The sequence below is a fragment of the Psychrobacter sp. W2-37-MNA-CIBAN-0211 genome, assembly GCF_040309405.1.
In the GTDB taxonomy this organism is placed as follows: Bacteria; Pseudomonadota; Gammaproteobacteria; order Pseudomonadales; family Moraxellaceae; genus Psychrobacter; species Psychrobacter glaciei.
Map to the genome: position 1 here is coordinate 1 of NZ_JBEOOU010000025.1, position 5,191 is coordinate 5,191.

Here is a 5,191-nt window from a genome sequence, read left to right on the forward strand (position 1 = left end):
CTTCATAGCAAGATTAAACTGAAGAGTTTGATCATGGCTCAGATTGAACGCTGGCGGCAGGCTTAACACATGCAAGTCGAGCGGAAACGATGATAGCTTGCTATCAGGCGTCGAGCGGCGGACGGGTGAGTAATACTTAGGAATCTACCTAGTAGTGGGGGATAGCACGGGGAAACTCGTATTAATACCGCATACGACCTACGGGAGAAAGGGGGCAGTTTACTGCTCTCGCTATTAGATGAGCCTAAGTCGGATTAGCTAGATGGTGGGGTAAAGGCCTACCATGGCGACGATCTGTAGCTGGTCTGAGAGGATGATCAGCCACACCGGGACTGAGACACGGCCCGGACTCCTACGGGAGGCAGCAGTGGGGAATATTGGACAATGGGGGAAACCCTGATCCAGCCATGCCGCGTGTGTGAAGAAGGCCTTTTGGTTGTAAAGCACTTTAAGCAGTGAAGAAGACTCCGTGGTTAATACCCACGGACGATGACATTAGCTGCAGAATAAGCACCGGCTAACTCTGTGCCAGCAGCCGCGGTAATACAGAGGGTGCAAGCGTTAATCGGAATTACTGGGCGTAAAGGGAGCGTAGGTGGCTCGATAAGTCAGATGTGAAATCCCCGGGCTCAACCTGGGAACTGCATCTGATACTGTTGAGCTAGAGTATGTGAGAGGAAGGTAGAATTCCAGGTGTAGCGGTGAAATGCGTAGAGATCTGGAGGAATACCGATGGCGAAGGCAGCCTTCTGGCATAATACTGACACTGAGGCTCGAAAGCGTGGGTAGCAAACAGGATTAGATACCCTGGTAGTCCACGCCGTAAACGATGTCTACTAGTCGTTGGGTCCCTTGAGGACTTAGTGACGCAGCTAACGCAATAAGTAGACCGCCTGGGGAGTACGGCCGCAAGGTTAAAACTCAAATGAATTGACGGGGGCCCGCACAAGCGGTGGAGCATGTGGTTTAATTCGATGCAACGCGAAGAACCTTACCTGGTCTTGACATATCTAGAATCCTGCAGAGATGCGGGAGTGCCTTCGGGAATTAGAATACAGGTGCTGCATGGCTGTCGTCAGCTCGTGTCGTGAGATGTTGGGTTAAGTCCCGCAACGAGCGCAACCCTTGTCCTTAGTTACCAGCGGGTTAAGCCGGGAACTCTAAGGATACTGCCAGTGACAAACTGGAGGAAGGCGGGGACGACGTCAAGTCATCATGGCCCTTACGACCAGGGCTACACACGTGCTACAATGGTAGGTACAGAGGGCAGCTACACAGCGATGTGATGCGAATCTCAAAAAGCCTATCGTAGTCCAGATTGGAGTCTGCAACTCGACTCCATGAAGTAGGAATCGCTAGTAATCGCGGATCAGAATGCCGCGGTGAATACGTTCCCGGGCCTTGTACACACCGCCCGTCACACCATGGGAGTTGATTGCACCAGAAGTGGATAGCTTAACCTTCGGGGAGGCGTTCACCACGGTGTGGTTGATGACTGGGGTGAAGTCGTAACAAGGTAGCCGTAGGGGAACCTGCGGCTGGATCACCTCCTTATAGATGGCATTCGGTCAGCAAGAATTCACAACAAGTTGTTCTTTAGTTTAGCTAGTATTTATTATTAGCGCTTTGCCTTTACAGGCAGACACAGGCCTGTAGCTCAGCTGGTTAGAGCACCGTGTTGATAACGCGGGGGTCGGCAGTTCAAGTCTGCCCAGGCCTACCATTTATTTTACGGGGCCATAGCTCAGTTGGTAGAGCGCCTGCCTTGCACGCAGGAGGTCAACGGTTCGACTCCGTTTGGCTCCACCATAATAAATACGATAGTAAATATATTAAACAAGCATAAACAGAAACAAATAATTCAGATATTACATCATACGATTATTTCTTTCTGTTTTATACAGAACTTATGACTCGACGAGAGCGTAAGAACTATTTAAAAACATAGATATGAGTCTGGGTTAGGAACACGTGTTCACGCGTTGTTTCTAACCTTAATAACTCACTACTTAACGACATCAGTTGTTATCCCAGTAGTGAGTTATTAAAAAAGTAAAGAGAACTGAATCAAGCGTATAAAATTAGGTGATATCGTTATCATAATTAGACTTTATGACACTTTGAAGTTAAAACTTATTTATAAGTTAAGACTACTTGGGGTTGTATGGTCAAGTAATGAAGCGCACATGGTGGATGCCTTGGCAGTCAGAGGCGATGAAAGACGTGACAGCCTGCGATAAGCTTCGGGGAGGCGGCAATATCCTGTGATCCGGAGATTTCTGAATGGGGAAACCCACTTACCATAAGGTAGGTATCTCGTACTTGTACGAGAAGCGAACGAGGGGAAGTGAAACATCTCAGTACCCTTAGGAATAGACATCAAATGAGATTCCCCAAGTAGCGGCGAGCGAACGGGGAGAAGCCGATTAGTGCTAATGTAGAAGAACAGCGTGGGAAAGCTGACCGTAGTAGGTGATAGTCCTGTATTCGAAACATTAGCGTTAACATATTAAGTAGAGCGGGGCACGAGAAATCCTGTTTGAAGATGGGGGGACCATCCTCCAAGGCTAAATACTCCTGACTGACCGATAGTGAACCAGTACCGTGAGGGAAAGGCGAAAAGAACCCCTGTGAGGGGAGTGAAATAGAACCTGAAACCGTGTGCGTACAAGCAGTGGGAGCCTTAATTTATTAGGGTGACCGCGTACCTTTTGTATAATGGGTCAGCGACTTATGTTCTGTAGCAAGGTTAACCGTTTAGGGGAGCCGTAGGGAAACCGAGTCTTAATAGGGCGTTTAGTTGCAGGGCATAGACCCGAAACCGAGTGATCTATCCATGAGCAGGTTGAAAGTTGAGTAACATCAACCGGAGGACCGAACCCACTGTCGTTGAAAAGCCAGGGGATGACTTGTGGATAGGGGTGAAAGGCTAATCAAACTCGGTGATAGCTGGTTCTCCCCGAAAGCTATTTAGGTAGCGCCTCGGACGAACACCATTGGGGGTAGAGCACTGTTTCGGCTAGGGGGTCATACCGACTTACCAAACCGATGCAAACTCCGAATACCGATGAGTGATATCCGGGAGACACACAGTGGGTGCTAACGTCCATTGTGGAGAGGGAAACAACCCAGACCGCCAGCTAAGGCCCCAAATTCCTAGTTAAGTGGGAAACGAGGTGGGAAGGCATAGACAGCTAGGAGGTTGGCTTAGAAGCAGCCATCCTTTAAAGAAAGCGTAATAGCTCACTAGTCGAGTCGGCCCGCGCGGAAGATGTAACGGGGCTCAAACTAGGAGCCGAAGCTGCGGATTTGAATTTGTTTTCAAGTGGTAGGGGAGCGTTGTGTAAGCCTGTGAAGGTGTGTCGTAAGGCATGCTGGAGGTATCACAAGAGCGAATGCTGACGTGAGTAACGATAATGCGAGTGAAAAGCTCGCACGCCGGAAGATCAAGGGTTCCAGTCCAACGTTAATCGGGGCTGGGTGAGTCGACCCCTAAGGCGAGGCCGAAAGGCGTAGTCGATGGGAAATCAGTTAATATTCTGATACTTGTTTATAATGCGATGGAGGGACGGAGAAGGTTATGTCAGCCTGGCGTTGGTTGTCCAGGTGAAAGGATGTAGGCTTACAACTTAGGTAAATCCGGGTTGTTATATGGCTGAGATCTGATAGCAAGCTGTACTTGTACAGCGAAGTGGCAAATACCATGCTTCCAGGAAAAGCTTCTAAGCAATAGTTATAAACGAATCGTACCCTAAACCGACACAGGTGATCAGGTAGAGAATACCAAGGCGCTTGAGAGAACTCTGCTGAAGGAACTAGGCAAAATGGTACCGTAACTTCGGGAGAAGGTACGCTGTTGATGGTGATAGGACTTGCTCCTTGAGCTGTTGACAGTCGCAGATACCAGGCTGCTGCAACTGTTTATTAAAAACACAGCACTCTGCAAACACGAAAGTGGACGTATAGGGTGTGATGCCTGCCCGGTGCTGGAAGGTTAATTGATGGGGTTAGCGTAAGCGAAGCTCTTGATCGAAGCCCCAGTAAACGGCGGCCGTAACTATAACGGTCCTAAGGTAGCGAAATTCCTTGTCGGGTAAGTTCCGACCTGCACGAATGGCATAATGATGGCAGCGCTGTCTCCAGCAGAGACTCAGTGAAATCGAAATCGCAGTGAAGATGCTGTGTACCCGCGGCTAGACGGAAAGACCCCGTGAACCTTTACTACAGCTTTACATTGAACTTTGACCTGACTTGTGCAGGATAGGTGGGAGGCTTTGAAGCAGACACGCTAGTGTTTGTGGAGCCAATCTTGAAATACCACCCTGGTCATGTTGGGGTTCTAACTCAGGTATAACAATACCGAGGACAATGTATGGTGGGTAGTTTGACTGGGGCGGTCTCCTCCTAAAGAGTAACGGAGGAGTACGAAGGTGCGCTCAGACCGGTCGGAAATCGGTCGTAGAGTATAAAGGCAAAAGCGCGCTTAACTGCGAGACCCACAAGTCGAGCAGGTACGAAAGTAGGTCTTAGTGATCCGGTGGTTCTGTATGGAAGGGCCATCGCTCAACGGATAAAAGGTACTCTGGGGATAACAGGCTGATACCGCCCAAGAGTTCATATCGACGGCGGTGTTTGGCACCTCGATGTCGGCTCATCTCATCCTAGGGCTGAAGCAGGTCCTAAGGGTATGGCTGTTCGCCATTTAAAGAGGTACGCGAGCTGGGTTTAGAACGTCGTGAGACAGTTCGGTCCCTATCTACCGTGGGCGTTGGAAATTTGAGAGGATCTGCTCCTAGTACGAGAGGACCAGAGTGGACGAACCTCTGGTGTTCGGGTTGTCACGCCAGTGGCATTGCCCGGTAGCTACGTTCGGATGGGATAACCGCTGAAAGCATCTAAGCGGGAAGCCCACCTCAAGATTAGATTTCCCTAAAGAGCCGTTGAAGACTACGACGTTGATAGGCAGGGTGTGGAAGCACAGCGATGTGTGTAGCTAACCTGTACTAATTGCTCGTTTGGCTTGACCATACAACACCCAAGTGGTTTGTATCAAAGCTCTAATTAATCTATCTTGTAAAGCGAAAGCTTTAGAATAAAGAAAGAATATTTCGATATCACCTTTAACCTTGATTCAGTTAGGTTACAAGTTGGTCGACCAATAGATAATATCTTGACGTCAATAATAACAACA

Annotated in this window: 2 tRNA genes and 2 rRNA genes; all 4 read left to right on the plus strand. The window is 49.0% G+C overall.

The annotated features are described in order from the left end of the window. Positions 1-15 precede the first annotated feature (15 nt). The 4 genes from AAEY72_RS14005 to AAEY72_RS14020 all read left to right on the plus strand — a co-directional run bounded on the left by AAEY72_RS14005 (position 16) and on the right by AAEY72_RS14020 (position 5,028). Positions 16-1,554, plus strand: a 16S ribosomal RNA gene (locus AAEY72_RS14005). Between the two features lie 92 nt (positions 1,555-1,646). Next, positions 1,647-1,723 (plus strand) — tRNA-Ile (locus tag AAEY72_RS14010). Positions 1,724-1,733: 10 nt separating this feature from the next. Further along, positions 1,734-1,809: transfer RNA gene (locus tag AAEY72_RS14015), tRNA-Ala, on the plus strand. A 357-nt stretch (positions 1,810-2,166) separates the two neighbouring features. Next, positions 2,167-5,028 (plus strand): 23S ribosomal RNA (locus tag AAEY72_RS14020). Together the 16S and 23S rRNA genes with 2 tRNA genes alongside form the textbook arrangement of a ribosomal RNA operon. The last annotated feature ends 163 nt before the right edge of the window (positions 5,029-5,191 follow it).